The 26,827-nt window shown below is 63.0% G+C and carries 27 protein-coding genes; 11 read left to right on the top strand and 16 right to left on the bottom strand.

The window, feature by feature from the left end; translation table 11 throughout:
- Window positions 1-106: 106 nt before the first annotated feature.
- Both BLS26_RS24450 and BLS26_RS36915 read left to right on the top strand, forming a co-directional pair.
- Window positions 107-1,027, top strand: a complete 921-nt coding sequence (locus BLS26_RS24450; protein ID WP_157676576.1) for an ABC transporter substrate-binding protein — start codon at window positions 107-109, stop codon at window positions 1,025-1,027.
- Window positions 1,003-1,203 carry a hypothetical protein gene (locus tag BLS26_RS36915; protein WP_244541673.1) on the top strand — a complete coding sequence of 67 codons (201 nt, stop codon included), beginning with the start codon at window positions 1,003-1,005 and terminating at the stop codon, window positions 1,201-1,203. The genes BLS26_RS24450 and BLS26_RS36915 overlap by 25 nt, the downstream gene beginning before the upstream one ends.
- Window positions 1,204-1,297: 94 nt before the next feature.
- On the opposite strand, the gene BLS26_RS24445 is transcribed toward BLS26_RS36915, so the two are convergent.
- Window positions 1,298-2,206, bottom strand: coding sequence for a LysR family transcriptional regulator (locus BLS26_RS24445; protein ID WP_092515159.1), 909 nt, complete (start codon window positions 2,204-2,206; stop codon window positions 1,298-1,300).
- A gap of 140 nt (window positions 2,207-2,346) precedes the next feature.
- On the opposite strand from BLS26_RS24445, the gene BLS26_RS24440 reads away from it, so the two are divergent.
- The 3 genes from BLS26_RS24440 (at window position 2,347) to BLS26_RS24430 (ending at window position 5,773) form a co-directional block, all read left to right on the top strand.
- Window positions 2,347-3,585: an HlyD family secretion protein gene (locus BLS26_RS24440; RefSeq protein ID WP_092515158.1), complete on the top strand. Its 1,239-nt coding sequence runs from the start codon at window positions 2,347-2,349 to the stop codon at window positions 3,583-3,585.
- 165 nt (window positions 3,586-3,750) lie between these two features.
- On the top strand, window positions 3,751-5,238 hold the full coding sequence (locus BLS26_RS24435) for an MDR family MFS transporter (protein ID WP_371361016.1): 1,488 nt from the start codon (window positions 3,751-3,753) through the stop codon (window positions 5,236-5,238).
- Window positions 5,239-5,311: 73 nt separating this feature from the next.
- The gene (locus tag BLS26_RS24430) at window positions 5,312-5,773 is read left to right on the top strand and encodes a carboxymuconolactone decarboxylase family protein (protein ID WP_092515156.1); all 462 of its coding nucleotides are present in this window, start codon (window positions 5,312-5,314) and stop codon (window positions 5,771-5,773) included.
- Between the two features lie 131 nt (window positions 5,774-5,904).
- Here the strand turns inward: BLS26_RS24430 and BLS26_RS24425 are convergent, their stop codons facing one another.
- The 11 genes from BLS26_RS24425 to BLS26_RS24370 all read right to left on the bottom strand — a co-directional run bounded on the left by BLS26_RS24425 (window position 5,905) and on the right by BLS26_RS24370 (window position 16,323).
- Window positions 5,905-6,762, bottom strand: coding sequence for a D-amino-acid transaminase (locus BLS26_RS24425; protein WP_092515155.1), 858 nt, complete (start codon window positions 6,760-6,762; stop codon window positions 5,905-5,907).
- Window positions 6,763-6,891: 129 nt separating this feature from the next.
- Complete coding sequence (locus BLS26_RS24420; RefSeq protein ID WP_092515154.1) at window positions 6,892-7,623, bottom strand: amino acid ABC transporter ATP-binding protein; 732 nt, start codon at window positions 7,621-7,623, stop codon at window positions 6,892-6,894.
- A 9-nt stretch (window positions 7,624-7,632) separates the two neighbouring features.
- Window positions 7,633-8,325, bottom strand: a complete 693-nt coding sequence (locus BLS26_RS24415; protein WP_092515153.1) for an amino acid ABC transporter permease — start codon at window positions 8,323-8,325, stop codon at window positions 7,633-7,635.
- A 10-nt stretch (window positions 8,326-8,335) separates the two neighbouring features.
- Window positions 8,336-9,067, bottom strand: a complete 732-nt coding sequence (locus BLS26_RS24410) for an amino acid ABC transporter permease (protein ID WP_092515152.1) — start codon at window positions 9,065-9,067, stop codon at window positions 8,336-8,338.
- A 230-nt stretch (window positions 9,068-9,297) separates the two neighbouring features.
- Window positions 9,298-10,209, bottom strand: coding sequence for an amino acid ABC transporter substrate-binding protein (locus BLS26_RS24400; RefSeq protein WP_092515150.1), 912 nt, complete (start codon window positions 10,207-10,209; stop codon window positions 9,298-9,300).
- A gap of 95 nt (window positions 10,210-10,304) precedes the next feature.
- Window positions 10,305-11,216, bottom strand: coding sequence for an amino acid ABC transporter substrate-binding protein (locus tag BLS26_RS24395; RefSeq protein ID WP_092515149.1), 912 nt, complete (start codon window positions 11,214-11,216; stop codon window positions 10,305-10,307).
- Window positions 11,217-11,235: 19 nt separating this feature from the next.
- Window positions 11,236-12,090, bottom strand: coding sequence for an alpha/beta fold hydrolase (locus tag BLS26_RS24390; RefSeq protein ID WP_092515148.1), 855 nt, complete (start codon window positions 12,088-12,090; stop codon window positions 11,236-11,238).
- Window positions 12,087-12,503: a hypothetical protein gene (locus BLS26_RS24385; protein ID WP_092515147.1), complete on the bottom strand. Its 417-nt coding sequence runs from the start codon at window positions 12,501-12,503 to the stop codon at window positions 12,087-12,089. Before BLS26_RS24385 ends, BLS26_RS24390 begins: the two co-directional genes overlap by 4 nt.
- A gap of 120 nt (window positions 12,504-12,623) precedes the next feature.
- Complete coding sequence (locus BLS26_RS24380; protein WP_172804679.1) at window positions 12,624-13,457, bottom strand: IclR family transcriptional regulator; 834 nt, start codon at window positions 13,455-13,457, stop codon at window positions 12,624-12,626.
- Window positions 13,458-13,595: 138 nt separating this feature from the next.
- Window positions 13,596-14,894: an MFS transporter gene (locus BLS26_RS24375; RefSeq protein WP_092515145.1), complete on the bottom strand. Its 1,299-nt coding sequence runs from the start codon at window positions 14,892-14,894 to the stop codon at window positions 13,596-13,598.
- Window positions 14,895-14,937: 43 nt separating this feature from the next.
- On the bottom strand, window positions 14,938-16,323 hold the full coding sequence (locus tag BLS26_RS24370) for a M20 family metallopeptidase (protein WP_092515144.1): 1,386 nt from the start codon (window positions 16,321-16,323) through the stop codon (window positions 14,938-14,940).
- Window positions 16,324-16,493: 170 nt separating this feature from the next.
- On the opposite strand from BLS26_RS24370, the gene BLS26_RS24365 reads away from it, so the two are divergent.
- On the top strand, window positions 16,494-17,120 hold the full coding sequence (locus BLS26_RS24365; protein WP_092515143.1) for a carboxymuconolactone decarboxylase family protein: 627 nt from the start codon (window positions 16,494-16,496) through the stop codon (window positions 17,118-17,120).
- A 63-nt stretch (window positions 17,121-17,183) separates the two neighbouring features.
- A complete protein-coding gene (locus tag BLS26_RS24360) occupies window positions 17,184-18,572 on the top strand; it encodes an LLM class flavin-dependent oxidoreductase (protein ID WP_092515142.1) in 1,389 nt (462 codons plus the stop codon).
- A 140-nt stretch (window positions 18,573-18,712) separates the two neighbouring features.
- Here the strand turns inward: BLS26_RS24360 and BLS26_RS24355 are convergent, their stop codons facing one another.
- Complete coding sequence (locus BLS26_RS24355) at window positions 18,713-20,377, bottom strand: thiamine pyrophosphate-binding protein (RefSeq protein ID WP_092515141.1); 1,665 nt, start codon at window positions 20,375-20,377, stop codon at window positions 18,713-18,715.
- A gap of 184 nt (window positions 20,378-20,561) precedes the next feature.
- On the opposite strand from BLS26_RS24355, the gene BLS26_RS35950 reads away from it, so the two are divergent.
- Window positions 20,562-20,954 (top strand): TfoX/Sxy family protein, encoded by a 393-nt coding sequence (locus BLS26_RS35950; protein ID WP_157676575.1) that lies wholly within the window; start codon window positions 20,562-20,564, stop codon window positions 20,952-20,954.
- Window positions 20,955-20,968: 14 nt separating this feature from the next.
- On the opposite strand, the gene BLS26_RS24345 is transcribed toward BLS26_RS35950, so the two are convergent.
- Together BLS26_RS24345 and BLS26_RS24340 are read right to left on the bottom strand one after the other, a co-directional pair.
- Window positions 20,969-21,487: a GFA family protein gene (locus tag BLS26_RS24345; RefSeq protein ID WP_092515140.1), complete on the bottom strand. Its 519-nt coding sequence runs from the start codon at window positions 21,485-21,487 to the stop codon at window positions 20,969-20,971.
- A gap of 137 nt (window positions 21,488-21,624) precedes the next feature.
- Complete coding sequence (locus BLS26_RS24340; protein ID WP_092515139.1) at window positions 21,625-22,749, bottom strand: alkene reductase; 1,125 nt, start codon at window positions 22,747-22,749, stop codon at window positions 21,625-21,627.
- A gap of 169 nt (window positions 22,750-22,918) precedes the next feature.
- Between BLS26_RS24340 and BLS26_RS24335 the strand changes: the two genes are divergently transcribed.
- Window positions 22,919-23,302 (top strand): winged helix-turn-helix domain-containing protein, encoded by a 384-nt coding sequence (locus BLS26_RS24335; RefSeq protein ID WP_092515138.1) that lies wholly within the window; start codon window positions 22,919-22,921, stop codon window positions 23,300-23,302.
- A gap of 164 nt (window positions 23,303-23,466) precedes the next feature.
- On the opposite strand, the gene BLS26_RS24330 is transcribed toward BLS26_RS24335, so the two are convergent.
- Window positions 23,467-24,963: an aldehyde dehydrogenase family protein gene (locus BLS26_RS24330; protein WP_092515137.1), complete on the bottom strand. Its 1,497-nt coding sequence runs from the start codon at window positions 24,961-24,963 to the stop codon at window positions 23,467-23,469.
- A gap of 181 nt (window positions 24,964-25,144) precedes the next feature.
- Here BLS26_RS24330 and BLS26_RS24325 point away from each other — a divergent pair, with 181 nt between their 5' ends.
- Both BLS26_RS24325 and BLS26_RS24320 read left to right on the top strand, forming a co-directional pair.
- Window positions 25,145-25,996 carry an SDR family oxidoreductase gene (locus BLS26_RS24325; protein WP_092515136.1) on the top strand — a complete coding sequence of 284 codons (852 nt, stop codon included), beginning with the start codon at window positions 25,145-25,147 and terminating at the stop codon, window positions 25,994-25,996.
- Window positions 25,997-26,176: 180 nt separating this feature from the next.
- Window positions 26,177-26,821: a cysteine hydrolase family protein gene (locus tag BLS26_RS24320; protein ID WP_092515135.1), complete on the top strand. Its 645-nt coding sequence runs from the start codon at window positions 26,177-26,179 to the stop codon at window positions 26,819-26,821.
- The last annotated feature ends 6 nt before the right edge of the window (window positions 26,822-26,827 follow it).

The following is a 26,827-nucleotide window of genomic DNA, read 5'->3' as shown; positions in this document are numbered from 1 at the left end:
CAGCATCGCCGATCAGTCCAAATCCGCCAACGAGCTGATGATCTTTCGCGCGCAGACCGCCGCTACGGCCACGTTGCTGATCCACGGCACCGCGGATATCGCCGCAATGGGCCCGGTGATCGAAGGTTTCCAGAGCGTGTATACGGATATTGAGGTGAAATATCGCCTCTATGAGACCGTGCCGCTCTATCAGGACGCGACGAGTACAGACAAGAACAAGCCGGTCGCCGACCTGCTTGTCAGTTCGGCCATGGATCTCCAGGTCAAACTGGCGAATGACGGATACTTGCAACGGGCCTGGATCAACGCGGACGGATTGCCCGACTGGGCCATCTGGCGCGACGAGATATTCGGCTTTACGCTGGAACCGGCGGCGATCGTCTACAATATCGACGCCCTGCCCCCGGACGAGGTTCCGCGATCACACCAGGACCTGATCCGAACGCTGGAACGTTCGCCTGAGAAATTTCGTGGAAGGATCGCCACCTATGACATCGGCGTAAGCGGGGTCGGATATTTGTTTGCCACGACAGAGTCGATGCTGTCGGCCAACTTCTGGCGCCTCGCACATGCCCTCGGGGTCGCCAAGACAAGGCTGTTCTGTTGCACGCAGGATATGCTCGACTCGCTGGTTCGTGGCGATACCGTGATCGCCTATGATGTTCTCGGCTCCTACGCGCTTCGGCATTTGGAACGGCACCGAAACCTCAGAATTGTACTGCCGGAAGATTATGTCGTGGCGGCCGCACGGACCATCGCAATTCCGCGCAAGGCCGAACACCCGGAGCTTGCCAAGCGCTTCGTCGAATATGTGCTTTCGGAAGCCGGCCAGGCGATCATCGCGGAGTCGTTTGGCCTCTCGATTGCCGGGCTGGGCGCCGATCGCGAGCAGATGAAGGTGCGGTATTCCGCCGAGAAACCCGGCCTGCTCAACTCCCCGACGCTGGGCCTTCCGGCGTTGACCTATCTGGATATCATCAAGCGCGAGCAGTTCGTGCGGACATGGCGACAGATCGTATCGCCATAGCGATGCGCGCGGTGACGACAGCCCATCACGAATACCGATTGATCCGCTTCTGCCAGTCCGGCAAGCAGTTGAAGCAGTTCGGCTGGATCCACGCGATGGCATGTCCGTCCGAGAACACGCTGTTCGTGGCGGAGTTGTTGAACTGGCGGGTGCAGAAGTTGATCTTGAAGCCGTAGTTAGTCCGTCATTGCGAGCGAAGCGAAGCAATCCATGGCGCCACGAGGCCAATATGGATTGCTTCGTCGCTTCGCTCCTCGCAATGACGGTTGATCACGAATACGGATTAATCAGCTTCTGCTGTTCCGCACTATGATGCGCCAGCATGTCGATGAAGGTTCTGACCTTCGCCGACAGATGGTGGCGATGCGGGTAGACCGCGTTCATCGCTAATTCCAGCGGCCGGTATTCCGGCAGCAGGCGCACCAGGCGGCCGGCCTCGAGATCGTCGTGAACCAGAAAGCCCGCCGCGAGGCTGATGCCGCCGCCTTCCAGTGCGACCTTGCGGATCGTCTCGCCGCTGTTGGTCATCAGATTGCCGGCCACCTTGACCGATGCCGGCGCGCCCTTGCGGTCGGTGAAGCGCCATTCGTCGTAGGGATAGTTCACATGGCGCAGGCAATTATGATTGGCAAGCTCTGACAAGGCCTGCGGCCTTCCGTGCTTTTCCAGATAATCGTGCGAGCAGCACAGCACGTGCCGCCAAGTGGCCAAGCTGCGCACGATCAGGCTTGAGTCCGGCGGCGGCGTCAGCCGCACCGCGATATCGAATCCCTCGTCGATCATGTCGATGTTGCGCTCGCCCATCTGCAGATCGACCTTCACCTCGGGATAAGCGGCGAGGAATTCGGCGACCACCGGCGACACGAACTGCACGATATGGGTCGCGCTATAGATCCGCAGCGTGCCGCGCGGCGTCTGTTGCTGGGCGCCGGCGAGGTCGTCGGCCTGTTCGATATCGGCGAGGATCTGGACGCAGCGGTCGTAGTAGGCCTTGCCGACTTCGGTGAGGCTGACCTTGCGCGTGGTGCGCTGAAGCAGTCGCGCGCCGAGCCGGTCTTCCAGCGACTGCACATGGTTGCTCACCATGGTGGTCGACATCTCGAGGCGGCGCGCGGCGGCGGAAAACCCGCCGCTATCCACAACCCGGACAAAGGCCGTCAAACTGGTCAGCCGGTCCATCGGCAAGCCCCCAATTATCCGCTGGGACTGGATAATCTTTCCAGTTCTAGCCGGATTATCACATCACGACTGACATTGCATCTTGCGGGGGTACCCGGCGCCCTCTTCCCGAGGACACCAGCCAGAGCTGCGAGGATGCCATGTCGACCACGACCTATACCACTGGCACTACATCGAAAATCAGTCTTCGCCCGTCGCAGAAGGCGATCAAGCGCGCGGCCCTGGCGCTGCTGGTCGCCCTTGGAATCGCGACATCAGCGGATTTTGGCTACGGCTATCTCACCACCGGCCGCTACCTGGAATCGACCGACGACGCCTACGTCAAGGCCGACTCCACCATCATCTCCCCCAAGGTCTCCGGCTACATTGCGCAGGTGCTGGTCGGCGACAACCAGCCGGTGAAGGCCGGGCAGCTTCTGGCCCGGATCGACGATCGCGATTTCCGAGCGGCGCTCGATTCCGCGCACGCCGACGTCGATGCGGCGGAAGCTTCGGTGCGCAACCTCGATGCGCAGATCGCCCTGCAGCAGCCGGTCATCGAACAGGAAACCGCCGACGTCGCTGCCGCCGAGGCCAATCTGCAATTCGCGCAGGAGGAACGGGCCCGCTACGACGGCCTGATGAAAACCGGCTCCGGCACCATTCAGCGTGCGCAGCAGACTGATGCCGCGTTGCGCGAGAAGAATGCGCAATTACTGCATGAGAAGTCCGGTCTGGTGGCCGCGCAGCGGAAGGTCGACGTTCTCACCACCGAACGCGCCAAGGCCGTGGCGCAGCTCGATCGCGCCCGCGCGGTCGAACATCAGGCGGCGTTGAACGTGTCCTACACCAGGATATCGGCGCCGGTGGACGGCACCGTCGGCGCGCGTTCGCTGCGAACAGGTCAGTTCGTGCAGGCCGGCACGCAGTTGATGGCGGTGGTGCCGCTGGATGCGGTCTATGTGATCGCGAACTTCAAGGAAACCCAGCTCACCCACGTGCGCAACGGCCAGCCGGTCGAAATCAGCATCGACAGTTTCCACGGCACCAAACTGAAGGGCCATGTCGACAGCCTGTCGCCGGCGAGCGGGCTGGAATTCGCGCTGCTGCCGCCCGACAACGCCACCGGCAATTTCACCAAGATCGTGCAGCGCGTGCCGGTGAAGATCGTGCTCGACGACCATAACCTGACCGGTCTGCTGCGGCCGGGCATGTCGGCCGAGCCGACCGTCAACACCAAGGCGACGGTGCTGGCCGAAAGCGAAGCCAAGGCACGGCTGGCCTCGGATGCCGCGCTGGCGCACCGAACGGCGGCTCAGACACCTGTTCGGCCGGAGATTACCAAGTCCTGCCGAACAATCCTTCCCTATCCTACCCGATTATCGGACCTGCACGCTTGATGCATCCTGCCTCTGCCTGAACACGAGGAGAGACCCATGACCGCACTTCAGCCCACCATCGATGCCGCCTCCGCCGCCAATCTCGGCACTCCCGCGCAGGCCGTGGCACCCGCGATCCCGGCCAAAACGTGGATCGCGGTGATCGGCGCCACGCTCGGCGCCTTCATGGCGGTGCTGAACATCCAGATCGTCAACGCCTCGCTCGCCGATATCCAGGGCGCGATCGGCGCTGGGATCGATGACGGCGGCTGGATCTCGACCTCCTACCTGATCGCCGAGATCGTGGTGATCCCGCTCTCCGGCTGGCTGGCGCAGGCATTCTCGATCCGCGTTTATCTCCTCACCAACGCCATCCTGTTCCTGGTGTTCTCGGGCGCCTGTGCGTTGGCCCAGGATCTGCCGCAGATGATCGTGCTACGCGCGATCCAGGGTTTCACCGGCGGCGTACTGATCCCGATGGCGTTCACCCTCATCATCACGCTGCTGCCGAAGGCGAAGCAGCCGGTTGGCCTGGCGTTGTTTGCGGTGTCCGCGACCTTCGCGCCCGCCATCGGCCCGACCATCGGCGGCTACCTCACGGAAAACTGGGGCTGGCAGTACATCTTCTACGTCAACCTGGTGCCGGGCGCCGTGATGATCGCGATGCTGTGGTTCTCGCTGGAAGCCAGGCCGATGAAGTTGTCGCTGTTGCGCGAAGGCGACTGGGCCGGCATCGCCACCATGGCTATCGGTCTCTCCGCGTTGCAGACCGTGCTCGAGGAAGGCAACAAGGACGACTGGTTCGGTTCGGCTTTCATCGTCAACCTGTCGGTCATTGCAGCGGTTTCGCTGACCGCGTTCCTGTGGATCGAACTATCAACCGAAAAGCCGTTACTGAACCTGCGCCTGCTGGCCCGCCGCAACTTCGGCTTCGGCGTGCTCGCCAACTTCCTGCTCGGCATCGCGCTGTACGGATCTGTGTTCATCCTGCCGGTCTATCTGTCCCGCATCCAGGGCTATAACTCCGAACAGATCGGCATGGTGCTGGCCTGGACCGGTCTGCCGCAACTGCTGCTGATCCCGCTGGTGCCGCGGCTGATGAAGCGCTTCGACCCGCGCCTGGTCATCGGCGTCGGATTCGCGCTGTTCGCCGCTTCCAACTTCATGAACATCGCCATGACCAACGACTACGCCACCGATCAGTTGTTTTGGCCCAATGTGGTGCGTGCCGTCGGACAGGCTTTGGCCTTCGCGCCGCTCTCGGCGGTCGCCACATCAGGCATGGAGGCGCAGAATGCCGGCTCGGCCTCCGCACTGTTCAACATGATGCGCAATCTCGGCGGCGCCGTCGGCATCGCCGCGCTGCAGACCTTCCTGACCAAGCGCGAGCAGTATCACTCCAACGTGCTGATGCAGTCGGTGTCGATGCTGGAACAGGCGACCCGCAACCGGGTTGATCAACTGACCCAGTATTTCATCACTCATGGCATCGCCGATCACGCGGAAGCGACGCATCGCGCGGTGATCGCCATCGGCCGGATCGTGCAGAAGCAGGCCTTCATCCTGGCCTTCAGCGATACCTTCTATCTGCTCGGCGCCGCGCTCATCGTCGCACTCATGGCAGCCTTGCTGCTGAAGAAGCCCGACCATCTTGCAGATGGCGGCGCACACTGATTTTTTTAGACGCGTTTTCTCGAAAACGCTTTTGGGATTATTCCACCACTCCCAACGCAACAGGAGAACGACCATGAAACCCCGGATGAACTTCTACCAGGCGGCTCCCGACACCATCAAAGCGCTCGTCGCGCTCGAAACCCAGATCCAGGGCTCCGGTCTGGAAAAATCGCTGATCGAATTGGTCAAGACCCGGGCGTCGCAGATCAACGGTTGCGCCTATTGCATCAACATGCACACCGAGGACGCCCGCAAGCAGGGCGAGACCGAGCAGCGGCTGTATCTCCTCAACGCCTGGCGCGAGTCCCCGCTCTACACCGACCGCGAACGCGCCGCTCTGGCGTGGACCGAAGCGCTGACTTTGATCGCCGAAACGCACGCACCGGACGATCTCTACGCCGATGTCCGCGCCCATTTCAATGAAGCGGAGACGGTCAACCTGACCATGCTGATCGGGGCCATCAACGCCTGGAACCGGCTTGCGATTGCGTTCCGTGCGGTGCATCCGGTGAAGGTAAAGGCGGCGGTGGCGTAGCGTCACCCTTTACTGTCATGCCCCGCGAAGGCGGGGCATCCAGTACGCCGCAGCTTCTCGATTTGATAACGAACGTCTCTGGAATACTGGATCGCCCGCCTTCGCGGGCGATGACAAGGTCGGCGAGTGAATCACACCGCCGTCTGCTTCGCGAACTCGACATAGATCTCGCGCAGCCGGTCGGTCATCGGGCCGGGCTTGCCGTTACCGACCTTCTTGCCGTCGATCGTCACCACCGCCTGCACGAACACGGTGGCGCTGGTGACGAAGGCTTCCTTGGCGGCCAACGCCTCTTCGATCGTGAAGGCGCGTTCCTCGACGCGGAGCTGGCGTTCCTCGGCAAGCGCTACCACCGCCTTGCGGGTGCAGCCCGGCAGAATCTCGCTGCCGTTCTGGCGCGTCACGATCACGTCGTCCTGGGTCAGGATGAAGCACGACGACGAGCCGCCCTCGGTCACCTTGCCGTCCTCGATCATCCAGGCTTCGCCGGCGCCGGCGACCGCCGCGGCCTGCTTGGCGAGAACCTGCGCCAGCAGCGCCACGCTCTTGATGTCGCGCCGGGTCCAGCGCAGATCGGGCACGGTGATGACGCCGATGCCGGTCTTGGCCGACGGCGCGTTGACGATGTCCTTCACGGACGTGAACATGATCAGGGTCGGCTTGACGCCCTTCGGAAACGCAAAATCGCGACCGGTGTCGGCGCCGCGCGTCACTTCCAGATAGACCATGCCGTTGACGAGTTTGTTGCGGGTCACCAGCTCTCGCTGGATTTCCTGAATGCGCTCGAGGCTCTCGGGCAAGGCCAGCTCGATCTCACCGACCGAACGCTGCAGCCGGGCCAGATGCGAGGCATTGTCGATCAGCTTGCCATCCAGCACCGCGGCGACTTCGTAGATGCCGTCGGCGAACAGAAAGCCGCGGTCCAAAACCGAGACCTTGGCCTCTGACATGGGCACGAACGAGCCGTTGACGTAAGCGATCTGTTCCAAAGCGGATTCTCCCGGGGAGGCAAGACGAAGACGGTCCTTCCTATACGCAAATTGTTAATGCCGATAAACCCTCCCGACGTGATTCCGGGGCGGCACGCGATTGCACCGAGCGCCTCGGAACAATGAAGCCTAATGCGACAGAATCTTCGACAGGAATTTCTGCGCGCGGTCGCTGCGAGGGCTGCCGAAAAAGTCTGTTTTCAGCGCGTCCTCGACGATTTCACCCTGGTCCATGAAGATCACCCGGTGCGCGACCTTGCTGGCAAAGCCCATTTCATGGGTCACCACCATCATGGTCATGCCCTCGCGGGCGAGGTCGACCATGACGTCGAGCACTTCCGAGATCATTTCGGGATCGAGCGCCGAGGTCGGCTCGTCGAACAGCATCGCGATCGGGTCCATCGCGAGCGCCCGCGCGATCGCCACGCGCTGCTGCTGGCCGCCGGACAGTTCGGCCGGATATTTGGTCGCATGGGCCTGCAGGCCGACGCGGTCGAGCAGCTTCACGGCTTTGGCCTTCGCTGCGTCGTGCGAACGGCCCAGCACCTTCTCCTGCGCCAGGCACAGATTTTCGATGATCCGCAAGTGCGGAAACAGCTCGAAATGCTGGAACACCATGCCGACCCGCGCGCGCAGCTTCGGCAGGTCGGTCTTGGGATCGTTGACCTTGATGCCGTCGAGGATGATCTCGCCCTCCTGAAACGGCTCCAGCGCGTTGACGCATTTGATCAGCGTCGATTTTCCCGAGCCCGAGGGACCGCACACCACCACCACCTCGCCTTTGGCGACGCTGGTGGTGCAATCCTTCAGCGCCTGGAAGCTCGGCCCGTACCATTTGTTGACGTGGCTGATTTCGATCATGCTGGGCCTTTACCTGACAATGGCAATGCGCGCCTGCAGGCGCCGGACGCCGTAGGACGCGAGACTGGAAATGGCGAAATAGACCGCGGCGGCAAACAGGTACATCTCGACCAACCGTCCGTCGCGCTGCGCCACCTTGCTGGCGGCGCCGAGAAAATCCGGGATCGACAGTACGTAGACCAGCGAAGTGTCCTGGAACAGCACGATGGTCTGCGTCAGCAGGACCGGCAGCATGTTCCGGAACGCCTGCGGCAGCACGACATAGCGCATGGTCTGGCTGTAGGTCAGGCCGAGCGCGTTGGCGGCGGCCGGCTGTCCCTTGGAGATCGACTGGATCCCGGCGCGCATGATTTCGGAAAAATACGCCGCCTCGAACAGGATGAAGGTGATCAGCGAGGATGCGAAAGCGCCGACACGTATCGGCCGCGACGCGCCCGTCAGCCATTGCCCGATATAGGGCACCAGGAAATAAAACCAGAAGATCACCAGCACCAGCGGCAGCGAGCGCATCAGGTCGACATAGAGGCCCGCAATGCGGCCGAGCAATTTGAAGCCGGACAATCGCATCAATGCGATAAAGGTACCGAACACCAGTCCGCCGACCGCGGAAAGCGCAGTGAGCGTCAGGGTGAACGTCATGCCGTCGAAAAACAGGTAGCCCAGCGAGCGGCGGATGACGTCGAAATCAAAGGTGCTGAACATCGCCTGACCTTCACTTCCCGGAGATGTAGCCGGGGATGGCCACCCGACGTTCAAGGAAGCGCATGCCGGTGACGACGACGATGTTGATGAGAAGATACAGCACCGTCGCGGCCGTGAAGGCTTCGAACACCTGGAACGAAAATTCCTGCATGGCGCGGGCTTCGCCGGTCAGCTCGATCAGCCCGATGGTAATGGCGACCGACGTGTTCTTGATGGTGGAGAGAAATTCGGACGTCAGAGGTGGCAGGATGACACGGAAGGCGATCGGCAGCAGCACGTAACGGTAGGCTTGCGTCGTCGTCAGGCCCAGAGCGGTCGCCGCCATCTTCTGCCCGCGCGGCAACGATCCGATACCGGCGCGAAGCTGTTCGGCGACGCGCACCGACATGAACAGGCCGACGCCGATGGCCGCCGTCCAGAACGGCGCGTTGGGCATTTGCTTCAGCCACAATCCCGCGGTGCGCGGCAGCAGCTCCGGCAGCACGAAGAACCACAGGAACAGTTGCACCAAGAGCGGAATATTGCGAAAGAACTCGACGTAGCAGAAGCCGACCGCAGATGCCGTCTTCGACGGCAGCGTACGCATCACGCCGACGATGGTTCCGACCACCAGCGCTATGATCCAGGCCAGCAGCGCGGTCTTGATCGTCAGCACCAGCCCCGACATCAGCATGTCGAGATAGTTGCCGGTGCCGTTCGGCGACGGCTCCCAGAAGATGCCCCAGTTCCAGTGATAGTTCACTTTCGCCCCCGCGAAGCGCTGCCCATGTCATGCGCCAACGCCTGTGAGATTAGCGCTTATGCGAGCAACGTCCATGCAAATCTCCGGCCATTCCTCGCTGGAAATGGCCGGGCCAGATTTAATGCTCCTCATCCTGAGGAGCGCGAAGCGCGTCTCGAAGGATGAAGGCCCGGCTGTGGCCTCATGGTTCGAGACGCCGCTTTCGCGGCTCCTCACCATGAGGATCGACACTACTTGTAGGAATCCGGATCGGGCGAGTCCGAAGGCTTGGCGAACTCGTTCTTCAGCTCGGCAGCGATTGGCGTGTTGAGATTAAGCCCCTTCGGCGGGATCTTCTGCAGGAACCACTTGTCATAAATCTTCTGGCCCTCACCGCTGGTATAGAGCGCGGCCGTGGCGTCATCGACCACCTTCTTGAAGGCCGGGTCGTCCTTGCGCAGCATGATGCCGTAGGGCTCCGGCTTCGAGAACGCATCGCTCGAAATCACGTAGGCGTCCGGATCCTTCGATCCAGCAACGAAGCTCGCCAGCAGGATATCGTCCAGCACGGCCGCAACCGCCCGATCGGTCTCGACCAGCAGGAACGACTCGGCATGCTCCTTGGCGGGGATGATGTTGATGCCGAGGTTGCGGGCGGCATTGGCTTCGGTGAGCTGCTTGATGTTGGTGGTGCCGGAGGTAGAGGCCACCGGCTTGCCCTTGAGATCGTCGATCGAGTTGAGCTTGCTCGACTTCTTGGAAACGAACCGGGTCGCCGTCAGAAAATGCGTGTTGGTGAACGCCACCTGCTTCAGCCGGTCCGTATTGTTGGTGGTCGATCCGCATTCCAGATCGATGGTGCCGTTGGCCATCAGCGGAATGCGCGCCGATGACGACACCGGATTGAGCTTGACCTCGAGCTTGTCGAGCTTCAGCTCCTTCTTCACGCCCTCGACAATCTTGTAGCAGATATCCATCGCATAGCCGATCGGCTTCTGGCTGTCGTCGAGATAGGAAAACGGTATAGACGATTCACGATAGCCGAGGGTGATCGCGCCGGTCTCCTTGATGTTCTTGAGGGTCCCGGTCAGTTCCTGCGCGCAGGCCTGTCCGGCGCAGCAGGCGATTGCGAGCGTGTAGGCGACCGTACGCCATTGCTTCATTCGAGTTCTCCTGATTGGACGACATCCGGCCTATAAACGTCTACGCCCATGCAATGACCGGGCCACTGCATGGGCGGGGAGACGTCTGTCTAGTTTTACTTGTAGGAATCCGGGTCCGGCGAGTCCGAGGGCTTGGCGAACTCGTTCTTCAGCTCGGGCCCGATCGGCACGTTGAGATTCAGGCCCTTCGGGGCGATCTTCTGCGTGAACCATTTGTCGTAGATCTTCTGGCCCTCGCCACCGGTATAGAGTGCGGCGGTCGCCGCATCGACCACCTTCTTGAAGGCCGGATCGTCCTTGCGCAGCATGATGCCGTAAGGCTCGGGCTTGGAGAACGCATCCTTGGAGATGACGTAGTCGCCCGGTGCCTTCGATCCAGCGATGAGGCTCGCCAGCAGGATGTCATCCATCACGAAAGCCACCGCGCGGTCGGTCTCGACCATCAGGAACGCCTCGGCGTGATCCTTGGCGGGAATGATGTTGATGTTGAGATTGCGCGCGGCGTTGGCTTCGGTGAGCTGCTTGATGTTGGTGGTGCCGGCGGTGGAGACCACCGTCTTGCCCTTGAGATCGTCGATCGCGCTGATCTTGCTCGCCGTCTTGGTGACGTAGCGGCTCGCGGTCAGGAAGTGGGTGTTGGTGTAGGCGATCTGCTTCTGGCGCTCGGTGTTGTTGGTGGTCGAGCCGCATTCGAGATCGATGGTGCCGTTGGCGAGCAGCGGAATGCGGGTCGACGACGTCACCGGGTTGAGCTTGACCTCGAGCTTTTCAAGCTTGAGCTCCTTCCTCACCGCATCGACGATCTTGTAGCAGATGTCCATGGCGTAGCCGATCGGCTTCTGGCTGTCGTCGAGATAGGAGAACGGTATCGAGGAGTCGCGGAAGCCGAGCGTGATGGCGCCGGTTTCCTTGATATTCTTCAGCGTCCCGGTCAGGTCCTCGGCTTGGGCCTGGCCTACGCAAAGCGCGGCGGTGAACGCCAAGCCGATGATAGTCGAGCGTTTCATACTGTACTCCTCGTCTGGGTTACGTCGATTGCTTGAGAATCTCGCCGAGCACCGGCGAGATGTAGCGGCGAAACTGATCGGGATTTTCGCTCATCGGAAAATGACCGAGCTGCTCCATGATGGTAACACGGGCGCCGGGGATCGCGGCGGCGGTCCGCTTGGTATCTTCCGGCGTGCAGGAGAAATCATACTCGCCGGTGAGCAGAAACAGCGGGCATACTTTAGTATCGATCTGCCCGACCCGGCCACGCAGGTCGCCGTCGACCCGGTAGAAATAAAGATCGCCCTTGAAGACGCCGGGACCGCCCTGTTTGTAGGCCCACAGCGTCTCCATCCGCGAAGGGGCCGGGCTTTGCGGCGCGATCAGGCCGGAGACCAGCGCGGCGCAGACTTCGCCGCCATGGACGTCCGGACGGTTGAGCCAGTTGGTGTCGTACCATGGCGCCTGGAAATCGGCAGCCTCAAGCCCGATCAGCGCGCGGAATTCCGCGGCATGATCGATCGCAAGATTAAGGACGATGCGGCCGCCGATCGAGCACCCCATCACCACCGGCCTGTCGAGCTTCAACGCCCGGCAGAAAGCGCGGATCGTCTGCGTGTAGCGCGCCGTGGTCAGCTGATATTCCGAACCGTCCCAGTTATCAGGTGGATTGGATTTGCCGTGCCAGGGCATGTCGAAGGCGATGACGCGGAAATTCTTCGCGAACGCTTCGTCCGTGAGCAGATGCCGCCATTGCCGGTTGTCGGCGCCCGCGGTGTGCAGACACACCAAGGGAATGCCGGCGCCGGTTTCCTCGAAATAGATGCGATGCATCTCGCCATCGATATCGACGTGAACATAACGGCCGACGATTGCCTCGATATCGCCGTTCATGACGCCACCATGACAAAATTCTGCCGCGGCAGCGCCAGCACGTCCTTGAAATACTGCAGGTTGGCGATGAAGGGATGCAGATCGCCCTCCAGCCCCGCTTCGCCGCGCTTGGTCAGCGCCAGCAGATCGTGAAAGCCCGGCTGCGGCGCGGCCTGCCAATGTTCGGCCCAGGCCGCAGACGAAGCGCGATAGGCAAATCGCCACGACCGCATCAAGACCGGCGCCGGCGTCAGGTCGACGATCCGTCCCTGACGGATCGAGGCGTGAAAGGGATGCCCAGTCGGCCCGAGCAGACATTCGCAATCGAGAAAACGGCCGCGCGCGATCAGCGCCGGCGTCCGGTCGAGCAGGCCCGGAATTCCGGCAAACGCCTGAATGACAGCGGCGTCGGTCGCGTTCGTAGCTGAAATCATGCGCCCCAGAGCGTGTCCCGCGGTGCCGACATTGGCCGGCACAAGATGGCCCGAAGCGCCTGATATCGCAAGGTACCGCGACCTTTAGCCTAGCTTGATTATTGCTTGCCGCCGCGGCCGTTATCCCGCCTTGATCACCTTCAGCGTGCCCGGTCTGGCCGGTTGCGCCATCGCCCGCATCAGGATCTGCACTTCCTTTTTCAGCATCTCGGCGAGTTCGGTCTCGCGCCGCCGGATGCGGTCGCTGGAAGCGCCGATGCTTAAGGCCGCGACCACCTGACCGGTGTCATCGCGGACGGGCACGCCGACCCCGCCCATGCCGGGATAGGCAGCATCGAGCAGCATGGTATGGCCATGCTTGCGCGCGGCGGTAATGCGCTCGCGCAGATATTTCGGCGTGATGCGCGGCGATTTCGCCAGGCGCGGTCTCAAGACCTCGATGATGGCCTCGATTTCGGCATCCGGCAGCCACACCATCAGCGCAAGGCTGCCGGCGCCGACGCCCAGCGGACGGCGGCTGCCGATCTGCAGGTAATTCGGCTGCAGCGGATGGCTGCCGACGGAGCGCGCCAGATATAACGCCTCGACGCCGCTGCGCACCGACAACAGCGCCGTATCGGCGGATCGCTCCGACAGCCGCAGCAGGCTCGGCTGCGCCAGTTCGGCGATGTCGACGGTGCGGCGGGCGCTGATCGCCATCACCCGCGCCTCCTGGCCGAGCTCGTAAGTTTTTGCGCCGGCGACGCGGCTGACGAAGCCTTCGTCGATCAGCGAGCCCAGAATGCGCAACGTCGTCGCCTTGTTCAGCGAAGTCGCATCGGCGATTTCGGTCAGCCGCAGCGGCGAGTTCTGCGCCAGCACGCGCAGGATCGCGCAGACTTTTTGAATGGCGTTGAACTTGTCGGTCTGGCCGACCACGGACAACACCGACTTTCGTTTGGGCGTCCCCGCCATCGTCTGGTCTCCGCTTTCCCCCGATCCTAGAGCGAGCGAAGCGCTTGCGACAGGCATTTATTTCGCCTGACAGACCTTTCCTTGCAGGATTTCTGCCCAGATTTCGCGGCTATTCTCCGGTGTGGAAATATCATTCCGTCAGGCGAACCCGTCATCCGCCGCCGTCCGCCGGATCGTGACCAGCGCGCACAGGCTGACGAGGCCGCAAAGGGTGATGTAATAGCCGGGCGCGAGATTGCCGAAAAAGGCAAGGCTCCCCATCCAGGCCATGATCACCGGCGACATGCCGCCGAATACGGTAACTCCGATATTGTAGCTCAGGCCGAGGCCAGTGCCGCGCGTCATCGGCGGGAACAGTTCGGACATCAGCGCCGCGAGCGGCCCGAAGTAGAGCGCCTTCAGCGTGCCGAGGCACAGCACGACCAGGATAATCACCATTGGCGTCGGTGTCCGCGTCAAGATCAGGAAGGCCGGAAACGCCGATACCAGCAACAGCAGACAGAATGCGATCATGTGGGTGGTGCGCCCGATCCGGTCCGAGATCATTCCGGCGATCGGCGGCAGCACCGTGACCGCGATGCCCGCAGCCAGCGCCGCCTGGAAACCTACCGACGGCGGCAGCTTCAGCGTTTTGACCACGTAGGTCGGCATGTAGACGATGAGGTAGTTGACCGAGGTCGTCACCGCGATAGCGCCGATGCCCAGCAGTACCCGAAGCTTCTGCTCAGCGAACACTTTGGTAACGACGGACTCGTTCTTGGCAGCGGGAGGCGCTGTCGCATCGTCGATATTGTTGCGGATATAGATGCCGATCGGCCCGATCAGCACGCCGAACAGGAACGGAATGCGCCAGCCCCAGGATTCCAGATCGGCTGATGTCATGGCCGAGGTGAGCCAGACGCCAAATCCCGACGCCAGCAATCCGCTCAGTCCCTGGCTGGCGAATTGCCAGCTTGCGACGAAGCCGCGCCGGTGCGGCATATGCTCGACCAGAAACGCGGTCGAGCTGCCGAACTCGCCGCCGGCGGAAAAGCCCTGCAACAGACGTGCGAGGATGACCGCGATCGGAGCGAGAATGCCGATGGTCGAATAACTCGGCATCAGTCCGACCGCCAGCGTGCCGAACGTCATCATGACGATCGAAACCATCAACGACGCCTTGCGGCCGAAGCGATCGGCATAGGCGCCGAGCACGACGCCGCCGATCGGACGCGCCAGATACGACAGGCCGAACGTGCCCAGCGTCAGCAGCAGCGACGCGGTCTGGTCCTCATTCGGAAAGAACGCTTTCGACACATAGATCGCGAAGTAGCCGTAGACAGCGATATCGTACCATTCCAGCGCGTTGCCGATCGACGTCGCGACGATCAGCTTTGTAACGTCCTTTTGCTTCGACTCGGAAGCTACCCCTCGCACTTCGGCTTCTGACAACGCCATCTACGATCCCCTTTTCCATTCCATGTCGTCGCGCCGCATCCCGCTAGCCGTTGCGCGGCGTCTCGCCGAGATCCCAGAACAGCCCCGCCATGATCGCCAGAGCTTCCTCGGTCAGCGGCAGCAGAATGTGTTCGTCGGGCGCGTGCTGCGAACACCCGGGATAGGAATGCGGCACCCAGATCGTCGGTAGCCCAAGCCCTTCGGCGAACACGCCATTGGGCAGCGAGCCGCCGATATTCGGCAGGATCGCCGGCGGCTTTCCGGTGGTCTTGCGGATCGAATTCGCCGCCCAGTTCACCCAGGGGCTGTCGACATCGGTTCGCGAAGCGCCAAACCGCTGCTGGCCGGAGACTTCGACCATCGCAAAGCCATTGGCGTGCAGGTAGTCCCTGACGGCATCGACGACCTTTTCGTATTCGGTGCCGACCACGAAGCGAAGCTGCAGCACCGCGCGCGCGCGTCCCGGGATCGCGTTGGCCGGCTCCTCGATATTGCCCGACGACATCGCCAGCACTTCCAGCGTGTTCCAGGCATAGACGCGTTCGGCGGCCGTTAGATCATCCTCGCCCCAATTGTCGGAAAGCTGCGGCTCATCCGGCGTCGGCTTCACCTCCACTTCGGCCAGAACCGAGCGAATCTGGTTCGTGATGCGCGGCGGCTTCATGATTTCAAGCTTCATCCGCCCGCGGTGATCGACCAGCGCAGCGATGGCGTTGGCCAGGATGGTCGCGGGGTTGGCGAGCAGGCCGCCCCAATTGCCGGAGTGATTGCCGCCTTCGCGCAGGTTGACATCGAGCGCAATGCGGACGCCGCCACGGCAGCCGAGGAAGACGGTCGGACGATCCGCCGATAGCCGGGGACCGTCGGAAGCCAGCAACAGGTCGGCCTTCAATTCCTCATGCAAGGACGCGCAGACCTGCGCCAGATCCGGCGAGCCGATCTCTTCAGAGGTCTCGATGATGAACTTGGCGTTGAAGCCGAGCTTGCCGCCCCTGGCGTCGTGCACCATGCGCAGCGCCGCCATGTTGATGCTGTGCTGCCCCTTGTTGTCGGCGGTGCCGCGGCCATAGACCCGCTCGCCTTTGGTCGTGGTCCGCCATGGGTCGAGATTATCCCGCCATTCGCCGACCATGCCGCCGACGACATCGCCGTGGCCATAGGAGAGCACGGTCAGCAGCGACGGATCCTCGCGATAGTCGGCCAAGAGATAGGGTCCCTTGCCGATCGGCGATTCCACGATCCGCGTCGTAAATCCCATTTCCTCGAATGCCGGCGTCAGCCCCTCGACGAGATAGGCGCGCATCGGATCGCCCGGCAGCGGTTCCTGGCTCTGCGTCCTGAATCCGACCCTGCGGTTCAGCTCAGTGATGAACGCGCCGGAATGAAGATGCTCGCGCGCTTTCGCAATCGCGTCGGCTCTGGTCGCCATGGTCTTTTCCTTGGTACTCGTGATTGTAGGGGTGCCAACCTATCGGGATAAATCGCCCGCTGGAAGTGGCTGGCGAGCGGCCGAATGGGCCTTGCTAAAATCGCCCGGAATGCAACAATTTCGCCGTGCAGCCCGGCGTCCGATCGGGCGAATATTTGGGGAGGCCGTCCATGAAAACGATCCTGCGTGCGTCTGCGATCTGTCTGTTGTTTGCCGGTTCGGCCATGGCGCTCACCGGTGAGCGCATGGCAGAAATGCCGCTCGACAAGATGACGCCGGCCCAGCGCGCGGTGGCCGACGCCATCATGTCGGGTCCGCGCAAGGGGATCGGCGGCCCGTTCAACGCCTGGCTGCGCAGCCCCGAATTGGCAGACCGGCTGCAGAAGGTCGGCGAATATATCCGCTTCAACACCTCGCTCGACAAGCGCATCAACGAGATGGCGATCATCATGACCGCGCAACATTGGGGCTCGCAATATGAGTGGTTTGCCCACGCCCCGCTGGCGATCAAGGCGGGCCTCGACCCCGCCATCGTCGCCGCGATCGGCGCCGGCAACAAGCCCGACAAGATGAAGGACGACGAAGCCATCGTCTGGGAGTTCACCACCCAGCTTCGCAGGGATCACGGCGTCGACGACGCGATCTATGCCCGGGCGCTCGAAAAATTCGGCGAACAGGGCATCATGGACCTGGTCGCGGTCAACGGCTACTACGACGTGGTCTCGATGACGCTCAACGTCGCCCGCGTCGCCCCGCCGGCCGGTGAGCAAATGCCGTTCAAGCAGGCCGGGCGCTAGGCTGCTATTCTCACCCTCGTCGCGCGGCGCCGCCGCGCGACCGTCCCTTAGAAGTTGCCACCTATGACAAAACAGATCCGGCTCAACGCCTTCGCCATGAACTGCGTGGCGCACCAGTCGCCGGGGTTGTGGACCCATCCGCGCGACCGCACCCTCGACTATAACCGCCTGCCCTACTGGATCGACCTCGCCAGGACACTGGAACGCGGGCGGTTCGACGGGCTGTTCCTTGCCGACGTGCTCGGCGTCTATGACGTCTACGGCAACAGTCCGGACGCGGCGTTGCGCAATGCCGCGCAGACGCCCTCGAACGAACCGCTGATGCTGATCCCGGCGATGGCGGCCGTGACCGAGCATCTGGGCTTCGGCGTCACCAGCAATCTGTCCTTCGAGCCGCCCTACCCGTTCGCGCGCCGCATGTCGACGCTCGATCACCTCACCAACGGCCGCATCGGCTGGAACGTGGTGACCGGCTATCTCGACAGCGCCGCGCGCGGCGCCGGCAAGGACAAGCAGACCGCGCATGATGACCGCTACGACATCGCCGACGAATATATGGAGCTGGTCTACAAGCTCTGGGAAGGCAGCTGGGAAGACGACGCCGTGCTGCGCGACCGCGCGCGCGGGATTTTCGCCGATCCGTCGAAGGTGCATCGCATCGAGCACGAGGGTAATCATTACAAGCTCAACGCCATTCACCTCAGCGAACCGTCGCCGCAGCGGACGCCGGTGCTGTACCAGGCCGGCACCTCGCCGCGCGGGCGGCAGTTCGCCGGCCAGCATGCCGAATGCGTGTTCATGTCGGGACCGTCGGCCAAGATCATCGGCCCACGCGTCGCGGCGATCCGCGCGCAGGCCAAGGAGAACGGACGGAATCCAGCCGAGATCCTGATGTTCAGCATGATGACGATCATCCTCGGCCGCACCGAGGCTGAAGCGAAAGCGAAGCACGCCGACTATCGCCGCCATATCAACCCCGAAGGCGCGCTGGCGCTGATGTCGGGCTGGACCGGCGTCGACTTCTCCGGCTACGACCTCGACCAGGAAGTGCGCCACGTCCAGAACGATGCCGGCCGCAGCGCGATGGACAATGTCACCCGCGGCGACCCGGACCGGGTCTGGACCGTGCGCGAGGTCATCGAACATGTCGGCATCGGCGGCGCCGGGCCGGTCGTGGTCGGCACGCCCGAAAAGGTCGCAGACGATATCGAGAACTGGTTCGAACAGACCGACGTCGACGGACTTAATGTGCCGTTTGCGGTCTCGCCCGGCGACTTCGAGGACATCACCGAGATGCTGGTGCCGGAACTGACCCGCCGCGGGATTTACAAGGACGCCTACGCTGAGGGGACGCTGCGCGAGAAATTGTTCGGCGCCGGGCGGGCGCGGCTGACGGAGCAGCATCCGGCGAGCCGGTACCGGCCACATGCGGCGGCGAAGGCGGCGGAGTAGGATGGCCGCCGTCCCGTCATTGCGAGCGAAGCGAAGCAATTCATTCTTTCTTTGCGTGGCAAGATGGATTGCTTCGTCGCTTCGCTCCCTTGCACAAACGCTTTTGCGTTTGTTGCAGGCAATGACGGCGGAGGAAGCCGTCAATTCACCGCGTTGTTGACCACCACCTCGATCAGCTTGGCGCCGGGGCGGCTGAAGGCCGATGACAGTACCGACTTCAACTGGGTTGGATCGGTGACGCGCGTGGCTTCCAGGCCGAGCGATTTGGCCAGCGCCGTGAAATCGACCGGCGGGTCTTTGAAGTCCATGCCGACGTAGTGATCGTCACCGTGGAAGGCGAGCAGGCGCTGCTTGATGATGCGGTAGCCGCCGTTGTTGACGATCACGAACGTCAGCGGCAGGTTTTGATTGGCAGCGGTCCATAGCGATTGGATCGAATACATCGAGGAGCCGTCGCCGGAGTAGCACACCACCGGCCGGTCCGGATTGGCGAGGCTGACGCCGACCGAGGCCGGCAGTCCCCAGCCGATGCCGCCCGAGGCCAGCGCGTGATAGCCGTAGCGGTCGCGGTGCGGGCGCAGCGCGATGATCTGTCGCGACGAGGTCAGGCCCTCGTCGACCAGGATGGCATTGTCAGGCATCGCCTCGATCATCTGCAGCGCCAGCCAGTCCGGATCGATCGGCGTGGTGGTGGCGGATTTCGAGATATGATCGACCACCATCTTGCGTTTGGCAGTCCAGTTCTTCGACGCCAGCGCCGCCAATCCCTGCTTGGCGCGGGTCTCCAGCGCACTGCCGCCGGCTGCCTTCAACGCCGGGATCAGCGCGCGCAGGGTCTCCTTGACATCGGCCTTGAGCGCGATGTCGACGCCGTAGTTCTTGGCGAGGTCGTGATCGACGAGACCGACCTGAACGATCGACATCCCGTCCGGCAACGGATCGACTTCGCTGTAGACCGACATCCGCAGCGGATCGCCGCCGACGGCAATGATGAGGTCGTAGGGCGTCAGCGCATCGCGGGCCAGTTTCTGGATCCGCGCCAGCGCGCCCATGAAGCACGGGCTTTCAGACAGGAAATGCGCGCCGAACGGCGTCGACGACTGGTAGGCCGGACAGCCCAGCGTCTCCGCGAACTCGGCGGCTTCCTTCAGCGCGTCGCTCTTGACCACCTCGTCGCCGACGACGATCACCGGCCGCTCGGCCTTGAGGATGCGCGCCGCGAACGCCTTCAACGATTCGTCCGACGGCCGGACCCGGGTGTCGACGCGGGTCGAACGGCCGAGCTCGATGCCGGCTTCGGCATTGAGGATGTCGCCCGGCAGCGAGATGAATACCGGACCGGTCGGCGGCGTCATCGCGATCTTGGCGGCACGGCGCACGATCCGCGGCAGATCCTCCAGCCGCGTCACCTCGACCGCCCATTTCACCAGCGGCTCGGCCATCCGCACCAGCGGCCCGAACAGCACCGGCTCCTGCAGGCCGTGGCCCTGCTCCTGCTGGCCCGCGGTGAGGATCATCGGCGTGCCGGTAAAACTCGCATTGAACAGCGAGCCCATCGCATTGCCCAAGCCGGGCGCGACATGGACGTTACAGGCGACGAGCTTTCCGGAGGCTCGGCTGAAACCGTCGGCCATGGCGACGACCAGGCTTTCCTGCATCGCCATCACATAGGTGAGGTCGGGATGGTCCTTCAGCGCGTGCATGATCGGCAGTTCGGTGGTGCCGGGATTGCCGAACAGATGGGTAATGCCCTCGTCCTTCAGCAATGCGAGAAATGCCGAGCGCCCGGTGATGCGGTTCTTCATGTCTCCTCCACGCCCGTTGGCTCGTTGGTCTCTCGGGGCACGGCATCATCACCAAACTCGCGTCGCGGGCAACTGTGCCCGCACTCATGGCTGCCCTGCAGCTTGCTTCGCCACCCCCGCTCCCCTACTGTCGGCGCCGGCTGGAAGTTGCGGAAATCCTCACCGACCATCGCGGATAGCGCCGATGCCCTATGACGAGAAGCTGGCCGCGCGGATTCGCGCACTGCTGTCGGACGTGAAGGATGTGTCCGAGCGGAAGATGATGGGCGGCGTTTGCTTCATGGTGCAGGACCGCATGTGCTGTTCCGCCAGCGGCAAGGGCGGAATGCTGGTGCGTGTCGGTCCGGACGCGCAGCGGCTGGCATCGAGCGAACCGCACGTCACGCCGATGCAGATGGGCGCGCGCACTATGAAGGACTTCGTACGTGTCACCGCCGAGGGCTATCGGACCGACGCTGCACTGAAGAAGTGGATCAAACGCGGCCTCGATTTTGTGGCGGCGATGCCATCGAAGCCGCCCGCACGGAAAAGGGCATCAGCCAAGGCGGCGCCGAAGCGCGTACCGATGGCGCGCTAAATATCATCGCGCTTCTAGAACATCCCTTCCCGCTCCGACGCCTTCTTCTTTTTCGAGCGTTGCCAGACCACGCCCGGAAAGCCTTTCAACGGCACCAGCGGTTCGCCGGTCCAGGCCCACTCCTGCAACTGCTCGATCGCGATGTGATAGAGCGGCTGGCGGCCGGTGCGGCCCGAGAACAGCGCGCGGGGAATGTTGACCATATGCGGCGACCGGCTGCGCTCGTAGATGACGGGCGTGCCGCACTGCGCGCAAAAGCTGCGCGTGGTCTTGGTGGACTTGTCCTCAAAGCGGGTGAGGCTGTTTTCACCCTTGGTGATGCGGAAGCGCTTGCGCCAGCTTCCGACATAGGTCGCGTAGACCGCGCCATGGGCACGGCGGCTCGATGGCGAATGATCGTGCCAGGCCCAGCGCGCCGGCACGTCGATCTCGAAGGCGACCTTGCCGCACAGGCATTGGCCCGCGGCGGGTTTGCCGGCGGAGACGGCTTTGGATTTCTTCTTGGCTGGTTCGGGTTCGTCTTCGGGAAGCATGTTGGCTTGTCCTCAGGTTTCGTCAGTCTCCGTCATTCCGGGGCGCGAAGCGAACCCGGAATCTCGAGATTCCCTGATGCGCAATTGCGCATCTGAGGTTCGATGCTTCGCATCGCCCCGGAATGACGGAGAGAGAGTTACGCCTTCTCCAACTCGCCGTGCTCGGGATAATCCGTATACCCCGCCACATCCCCACCATAAAACGTCGCGCGATTATACGGCGTCAGCGGAAAACCCTGCTGCAGGCGGCGTGGCAGATCGGGGTTGGAGATGAAGATGCGGCCGAACGCGACCGCGTCGGCATGGCCGTCGCGGATCGCGGCATCGGCGGTTTCGCCGGTGAAGCCGCCGGCGGTGATCAGCACGCCTTTCCAGATCGGGCGGAACAGCACCATCGCCGACGGCACGTTCTGATGGTTGACCTCGGCGCGTCCGGCGCCGGAGGAGCGCGGCTCGATGAAATGCAGATAGGCAAGCCCGAGCGGGTTGAGCTGCTGCACCACGTGGGTGTAGAGCGGCATCGGATCGGGTTCACCGGAGCCGTTCGCAACGCCATAGGGCGACAGCCGCACGCCGACACGATTCGAACCCCAGACTTCGACCACGGCGTTCGTGACTTCCATCAGGAAGCGCGTGCGGTTCTCGATTCCGCCGCCATATTGATCGGTGCGCAGGTTGGTGTGCGACTGCAGGAACTGCTCGATCAGATAGCCGTTGGCGCCGTGGATTTCGACGCCGTCGAAGCCGGCCTTCAGCGCGTTCTTCGCCCCTTGCCGGTAGGCATCGATCACATCAGGGATTTCCGAGGTCTCCAACGCGCGCGGGGTCTCGTAAGGCGCCGACTTGCCGTCCGCCGTTCCGGTCTTGAGATCGGCGATCGCGACCGCCGAGGGTGCTACCGGCAGCGCGCCGCCAGGCTGGAACGAGGAATGCGAGACGCGGCCGACGTGCCAGAGCTGCAGGAAGATCACGCCGCCCTTGGCGTGAACGGCATCGACCACCTCGCGCCAGCCGGCGATCTGCGCATCGGTATAGATGCCGGGAACACCGGGGCTGCCGAAGCCGGTTGCCATCACAGGCGAGGCTTCGGCGATCAGGAGCCCGCCCGGCGTCGCGCGCTGGGCGTAATATTCCGCGTTCAGCGGCCGCGGCGTCAGCGAAGGTTTTGTCGCGCGCATCCGTGTCAACGGCGCCAGCGCCAGACGGTGCTTGAGTTGATACGGACCGACCTTGAGTGGCGAAAACAACGCTGGAAAATTCATGACTGCCCCGGAACTCCCGTGAATGTACGGATATGTAACTGGCTCACCTTGTTCGTAAAAGGCTTATGGTTCAAGTACGACGCGTTTTCTTCAAGCGAGCCGGGACCACTTCGCTCGAAAACGCTATTGGTGGCAATCTCGTATGCCAAGATCAGAGAGCACGTCATCCATGCAGAAATCGAGCGCCCGACCGCTTCCCTCCCTCAGCGTCCGCATCGATCTCGATACCGAGGGCCGGATCGGGCCGGGCAAGATCGCGTTGCTGGAGAATATCCGTGAGCACGGCTCGATTTCGGCCGCCGGCCGCGCCATGGACATGTCCTACAAGCGGGCGTGGGATCTGGTCGACGAAATCAACCGCATCTGCCGGCAGGCGGCGGTGGAGCGGCAGACCGGCGGCAAGAACGGCGGCGGCGCGGTGCTGACGCCGTTCGGCCTCTCGCTGGTCGCGCGTTATCGCAAGATCGAGCGGGATGCCGCCAGCGCCGTGCGCAAGGAACTGCAGGCGCTGCGCAGCGAGATCGGCAGCGCGAAGAAGCGGGTGGGAAGGTAGGAGACGGTCGGCTCCCTCGCCCCGCTCTTGCGGGGAGAGGGTTGGGGTGAGGGGCTCTCTCCGCTGGCACTACTCAATCGATAGGCCTGTACCCCCTCACCCGGATTTTCCGCTGCGCGTAAAATCCGACCTCTCCCCGCAAGCGGGGAGAGGTTAAGAGGCACCTAGCCGGTCTTGATCCAGACCGCCTTGACGTTGAGATACTCCTCGACGTGCTGCTTGCCGGACTCGCGGCCGTAGCCGCTCATCTTGTAGCCACCGAACGGCACTGCCGGGTCCATCGCCTGGTAGCAATTGACCCAGACCGAACCGGCGCGCAGCGACTTGGCGACCTGGTGCGCCTTGCTGACATTGGTGGTCCAGACGCCGCTGCCGAGCCCGAAGGTGGTGGCGTTGGCGCGCTTGATCAGGTCGTCACTGTCCTTGAACGAGATCGCCGAGATCACCGGGCCAAAAATCTCTTCCTGGGCGATCCGCATGTTGTCCTGCACGTTGGCGAACACCGTCGGCGGCACGAAATAGCCCTTCGACAGCGCGCCTTCGGTCAGCGGCGCACCGCCGGCCAATGCTTTCGCGCCTTCCTTCTGGCCGATCGACAGATAACCGGAGACGCGCTCCATCTGCTGCGCCGAGACCAGCGGGCCGATCTGCGTGTTGGGATCGAGGCCATTGCCGACCTGCAGCTTCTTGCCGAACTCGGCAACGCGGCCGACGAATTCGTCATAGATCTTGCTCTCGACGAACAGCCGCGTGCCGGCGCTGCAGATCTGCCCGGAATTGGCGAACACCGCCATCGCAGCCCCCGGCACCGCCGCGTCGAGGTCGGCATCGGCGAACACGATGTCCGGCGACTTGCCGCCGAGTTCGAGCGAGACGCGCTTCAGATTGCCGGCGGAAGCGCGGACGATGGATTGGCCGGTCATATGCGAGCCGGTGAAGGCGACCTTGTCGACATCCGGATGCGACGCTAGCGCCGCGCCCGCGGTCTCGCCGTAGCCCGGCACCACGTTGACGACGCCGGGCGGAATGCCGGCTTCCATGCAGAGTTCGGCGAGCCGCAGCGAAGTCAACGGCGCTTCTTCAGCGGGTTTCAGCACCACCGTGCAGCCAGTCGCAATCGCGGGGCCGATCTTCCAGACGCTGGCACCGAGCGGACCGTTCCACGGGATGATAGCGCCGACGACGCCGACCGGCTCCTTCAGCGTGTAGGAGAAGATTTCGCCCGGCAGCGAATTCTCGATGGTCTCGCCATGCAGTGCGGTGGCCTGGCCGGCGTAATAGCGCAGCATGCCGAGCACGCGCAGCTTGTTGCCGCGGGTGCGGCTGATCGGCGCGCCCATGTCGAGCGTGTCGAGCTGCGACAATTCCTCGAAATTCTTTTCGACGATATCGGCCAGCCGCAGCAGCATTGCCTGGCGCTCGAACGGCTTGACCTTGCTCCACGGCCCCTCGAAGGCGCGGCGGGCGGCGGCGACCGCACGGTTGATGTCCTCGGCATCGCCCTCGGCGACGGTGGCGAGCAGTTCGCCGGTGGCCGGATTGTGCGTCTCGAACTTCTTGCCGGACGCGGCATCGACCCATTTGCCGTCGATCAGCATCTTCTTGTAGGAACCATCCGCGTAAGGATGACGCGTCATCGGTATAGCTTGCGTAACAGCCATGTTGGCACTCCCTGGGGTCGGCATCGTTATATTTCAAGTAATATAGCGTTGGGCCGGAATCGTAAAGCAGACCGGCCCTTCGGCGCAAGCCGGAAACGAGGACCTGCCATGTCGGTTCGCGCATGGTAGGGTCGGATAGCTGCTCAAAGAAGACATCAGCTATTTGTCAGGAGGAAGACCGATGCCCCATCCCGCCATGTCGCCCCATCATGTTGCCGTGATCACCGGAGGCGCGTCGGGAATCGGCCTCGCGGCCGCCATGCGCTTTGCCGGATCAGGCATGCGGGTTTGCATTGCCGACATCGGCGCCGAGCGGCTCGCAGAAGCCGGCGCCAAACTGGCTGCCGCCGCCAAAGGCGGCGCTGCCGATGTCATGACCGCCGCTGTGGATGTCAGCAAGTTCGAAGAGGTCGCGGAGCTGGAGGCTTCGGTACGGAAGAAATTCGGCGGCACTGACATCTTGATGAACAATGCCGGCATCGGCCCCGACAGCAACAGTTTTGGGCGGCTGGAAAACTGGCAGCGCATCCTCAACGTCAACCTCTGGGGCATCATTCACGGCACGCAGGCGTTCGCGCCGAACATGATCGAGCGCGGCCGCGCCGGGTTGATCATCAACACCGGCTCCAAGCAGGGCATCACGACGCCGCCGGGCAATCCCGCCTACAACGTCTCCAAAGCCGGCGTGAAGGCGCTGACCGAGGCGCTGCAGCACGAGTTGCGCAACAAACCAGGCTGCCGCATCAACGCGCATCTGATGATCCCCGGCCATGTTTTTACCGGATTGACGGCGCGCGGCCGCAGCGAAAAACCCGACGGCGCCTGGACGCCGGAGCAGACCGTCGATTTCATGATCGAACGCATCGACGCCGGCGACTTCTACATCCTGTGCCCCGACAACGACGTGCCGCGGCACCTCGACGAGCGCCGCATGGCCTGGGCCGCCGGCGACATCATCGAAAACCGTCCCGCATTGTCGCGCTGGCATCCGGATTATGCGGAAGCTTTCGCGAAGTTCGTGAAGGGGGAGTAGCTGCCGTCAGTTCACCCGCATCGCCACCTTGGGCGCCGGCTGCGCCACCTACGAAACTGGTCCTTCAGACCATCCCGGAACAACGATCACGTTATTCGGCAGGCGATTCGCTGCCGTGATTGCCCATGACGATATTTTGTCGCACAACGTCGAAGTGATCCACCAGGGAAATGTACTGTCATGAAGCAGGCTTTTGGTATTCCGGTTCCACAAACCCTCGAGGATGTCTGCGATCCCTCGCGGCTGGCGCTGCTGGTCTATGACATGCAGGTCGGCATCGTCAGTCAATTGAAGGGCTCCGGAGCCGTCAGCGCGCGGGTGGCGCAGGTGCTGGTGTCCGCCCGCAATGCCGGCGTGCGCACCTTCTTTACCCGGCATATGTCGCTACCCCTGGAATTGATGGGCGCGTTTCAGTACCGGATGGCGATGGCATGGCAGCGCCTCGACGATCCCGCAAAGGTCCAGCCGTGGTTCCTGCGGGACTCTCCGGGATTTGCCATCGTCCCCGAACTCACGCCGCGCCCGAGCGAGGCAATCTTCGACAAGCTCGCGATGTCTGCCTTTGAAGGCACCCCGCTGGAGATGGCGCTGCGCGACTGCGGCATCACGGCGGTAGCCATTGTCGGCATCGCGACCGAGATCGGAATTGAGCCGACGGCGCGGCACGCGGCCGACCTTGGCATCATCCCCGTCATTATCGCGGACGCCTGTGGCGCCGGTCACGAAGAAGCGGCGCAACGCTCGCTCGAATCTCTGAAATTTGCCGGTGACGCCATCATCACGGACACGGACGCATTCTGCGGCGTGTTGAAACGGCCGAAGTGAATCAGC

It is taken from the genome of Afipia sp. GAS231 (assembly GCF_900103365.1).
Lineage (GTDB): Bacteria > Pseudomonadota > Alphaproteobacteria > Rhizobiales > Xanthobacteraceae > Bradyrhizobium.
This window is presented reverse-complemented; position numbering and strand designations above follow the sequence as displayed.

Excerpts from the sequence above, each read along its gene's own strand:
- BLS26_RS24445 (WP_092515159.1), bottom strand. The coding sequence starts at position 2,206 with ATGGACCGGCTGACCAGTTTGACGGCCTTTGTCCGGGTTGTGGATAGC.
- BLS26_RS24365 (WP_092515143.1), top strand. The coding sequence starts at position 16,494 with ATGAAAACGATCCTGCGTGCGTCTGCGATCTGTCTGTTGTTTGCCGGT.
- BLS26_RS24430 (WP_092515156.1), top strand. The coding sequence starts at position 5,312 with ATGAAACCCCGGATGAACTTCTACCAGGCGGCTCCCGACACCATCAAA.
- BLS26_RS24440 (WP_092515158.1), top strand. The coding sequence starts at position 2,347 with ATGTCGACCACGACCTATACCACTGGCACTACATCGAAAATCAGTCTT.
- BLS26_RS24345 (WP_092515140.1), bottom strand. The coding sequence starts at position 21,487 with ATGCTTCCCGAAGACGAACCCGAACCAGCCAAGAAGAAATCCAAAGCC.
- BLS26_RS24370 (WP_092515144.1), bottom strand. The coding sequence starts at position 16,323 with ATGGCGACCAGAGCCGACGCGATTGCGAAAGCGCGCGAGCATCTTCAT.
- BLS26_RS24325 (WP_092515136.1), top strand. The coding sequence starts at position 25,145 with ATGCCCCATCCCGCCATGTCGCCCCATCATGTTGCCGTGATCACCGGA.
- BLS26_RS24330 (WP_092515137.1), bottom strand. The coding sequence starts at position 24,963 with ATGGCTGTTACGCAAGCTATACCGATGACGCGTCATCCTTACGCGGAT.
- BLS26_RS24375 (WP_092515145.1), bottom strand. The coding sequence starts at position 14,894 with ATGGCGTTGTCAGAAGCCGAAGTGCGAGGGGTAGCTTCCGAGTCGAAG.
- BLS26_RS24400 (WP_092515150.1), bottom strand. The coding sequence starts at position 10,209 with ATGAAGCAATGGCGTACGGTCGCCTACACGCTCGCAATCGCCTGCTGC.
- BLS26_RS24385 (WP_092515147.1), bottom strand. The coding sequence starts at position 12,503 with ATGATTTCAGCTACGAACGCGACCGACGCCGCTGTCATTCAGGCGTTT.
- BLS26_RS24415 (WP_092515153.1), bottom strand. The coding sequence starts at position 8,325 with ATGTTCAGCACCTTTGATTTCGACGTCATCCGCCGCTCGCTGGGCTAC.
- BLS26_RS24390 (WP_092515148.1), bottom strand. The coding sequence starts at position 12,090 with ATGAACGGCGATATCGAGGCAATCGTCGGCCGTTATGTTCACGTCGAT.
- BLS26_RS24335 (WP_092515138.1), top strand. The coding sequence starts at position 22,919 with ATGCAGAAATCGAGCGCCCGACCGCTTCCCTCCCTCAGCGTCCGCATC.
- BLS26_RS24355 (WP_092515141.1), bottom strand. The coding sequence starts at position 20,377 with ATGAAGAACCGCATCACCGGGCGCTCGGCATTTCTCGCATTGCTGAAG.
- BLS26_RS35950 (WP_157676575.1), top strand. The coding sequence starts at position 20,562 with ATGCCCTATGACGAGAAGCTGGCCGCGCGGATTCGCGCACTGCTGTCG.
- BLS26_RS24435 (WP_371361016.1), top strand. The coding sequence starts at position 3,751 with ATGGCGGTGCTGAACATCCAGATCGTCAACGCCTCGCTCGCCGATATC.
- BLS26_RS24320 (WP_092515135.1), top strand. The coding sequence starts at position 26,177 with ATGAAGCAGGCTTTTGGTATTCCGGTTCCACAAACCCTCGAGGATGTC.
- BLS26_RS24340 (WP_092515139.1), bottom strand. The coding sequence starts at position 22,749 with ATGAATTTTCCAGCGTTGTTTTCGCCACTCAAGGTCGGTCCGTATCAA.
- BLS26_RS24395 (WP_092515149.1), bottom strand. The coding sequence starts at position 11,216 with ATGAAACGCTCGACTATCATCGGCTTGGCGTTCACCGCCGCGCTTTGC.
- BLS26_RS24380 (WP_172804679.1), bottom strand. The coding sequence starts at position 13,457 with ATGGCGGGGACGCCCAAACGAAAGTCGGTGTTGTCCGTGGTCGGCCAG.
- BLS26_RS24450 (WP_157676576.1), top strand. The coding sequence starts at position 107 with ATGGGCCCGGTGATCGAAGGTTTCCAGAGCGTGTATACGGATATTGAG.
- BLS26_RS24420 (WP_092515154.1), bottom strand. The coding sequence starts at position 7,623 with ATGATCGAAATCAGCCACGTCAACAAATGGTACGGGCCGAGCTTCCAG.
- BLS26_RS24360 (WP_092515142.1), top strand. The coding sequence starts at position 17,184 with ATGACAAAACAGATCCGGCTCAACGCCTTCGCCATGAACTGCGTGGCG.
- BLS26_RS36915 (WP_244541673.1), top strand. The coding sequence starts at position 1,003 with ATGGCGACAGATCGTATCGCCATAGCGATGCGCGCGGTGACGACAGCC.